Origin of the sequence: Nonomuraea cavernae, assembly GCF_040655715.1 — a bacterium.
GTDB classification, from domain to species: Bacteria; Actinomycetota; Actinomycetes; order Streptosporangiales; family Streptosporangiaceae; genus Nonomuraea; species Nonomuraea cavernae_A.
Map to the genome: position 1 here is coordinate 1 of NZ_JBFAKL010000079.1, position 1360 is coordinate 1360.

The 1360-nt window shown below is 68.9% G+C and carries 1 protein-coding gene; it reads left to right on the plus strand.

The features are described from left to right. Nucleotides 1-247: 247 nt before the first annotated feature. On the plus strand, nucleotides 248-1333 hold the full coding sequence (locus tag AB0I38_RS40290; protein WP_358496198.1) for an IS110 family transposase: 1086 nt from the start codon (nucleotides 248-250) through the stop codon (nucleotides 1331-1333). Nucleotides 1334-1360 lie beyond the last annotated feature (27 nt).

Sequence of the window (1360 nt, forward strand, 5' to 3'; positions counted from 1 at the left end):
CTGTGAGGATGGACGTGTGCCGCTTCGAGCCCTGGCTTGACCCGCGCGAGAACAGACCCAGGTGTCTTGGTTTGGATCTGTCGGCCGGGGTTTCGATGCGGTGCTCGCTGTCACCGGGGCGTTGGAGTGTGTCCCGATAGGGGCCTTGCCGTGAACAAAGCACCGTCACAGTTCTGACCGCTCCTGCCGCCCCGGCGACGGCTGACCAGCCCCCACGTCGAGCAGGAGCCGGACCACGATGACCAGCATGCCCCACACCAGCGCGCCTGTGCATTCCGCCCAGCACCGGAATGAGGTGGTCCTGGGCGTTGACACACACAAAGATGTTCATGTCGCCGCGATCCTGACTTCGATGGGAGCCCTGCTGGACAGCCGCGGCTTTCCCACCGGCCCGGATGGCTATGCGCAACTGCTGGCCTGGGCGCGATCCTTCGGCGAGCTGCACCGGGCCGGCGTGGAGTGCACCGGCTCCTACGGAGCCGCGCTGGCCCGCGTCTTGGCCGCCGAAGGTGTCGAGGTCTTCGAGGTCAGCCAGCCCGACAAGGCCGAACGCCGCCGGCGGGGCAAGTCCGATGAGGTGGATGCCGAGGTCGCCGCCCGCGCCGTGCTGTCGGGCCGGGCCACCGCCATCCCCAAATCCGGCGACGGGCCGGTCGAGATGGCCCGCCTGCTGCGCCGCGCCAAGGAATCGGCGGTCAAGGCCCGAACCCAGGCGATCAACCAGCTCAGAGCGGCTCTGGTGGTGGCCGACCCCGACCTGCGGGCCTCCTTCGACGGCCTGGGACCCAAAACCCTGATCCGCCGCTGCGCTGAGCTGGCCGTCGGCCCGGTCGCCGACGTCGACAGCACCACCCTTTACGTCCTGCGCCTGCTGGCCACCCGCGTCCAGTCGCTGTCGCAGGAGATCAACGCCCTGGAGCAGCTGCTGGAGGAGATCATCCGCCGTCACGTTCCCGCTCTGCTGGAACGCGTGGGCATCGGTCCGGACACGGCCGCCGCCCTGCTGGTCACGGCCGGCGACAACCCCCAGCGGCTGGACACGGAAGGCTCCTTCGCCGCCCTGTGCGGGGCCAGCCCGGTCGAGGCATCGTCCGGCAAGTCCCAACGCCGCCGCCTGAACCGAGGCGGCGACCGGCAAGCCAACGCCGCCCTGTACCGCATCGTCCTCACCCGGCTGCGCTGGGACGACCGCACCCGTCAGTACCTGCAACGGCGCACCACCGAAGGCAAGACCCGCCGAGAGGTCATCCGCTGCCTCAAACGCTACGTCGCCCGCGAGGTCTACTCCATCATCAAAAAAGCGACAGCCGATCATCCCCCTGCCCCAGCCTGACCACTTGACGAACATAGGGGCATCCAA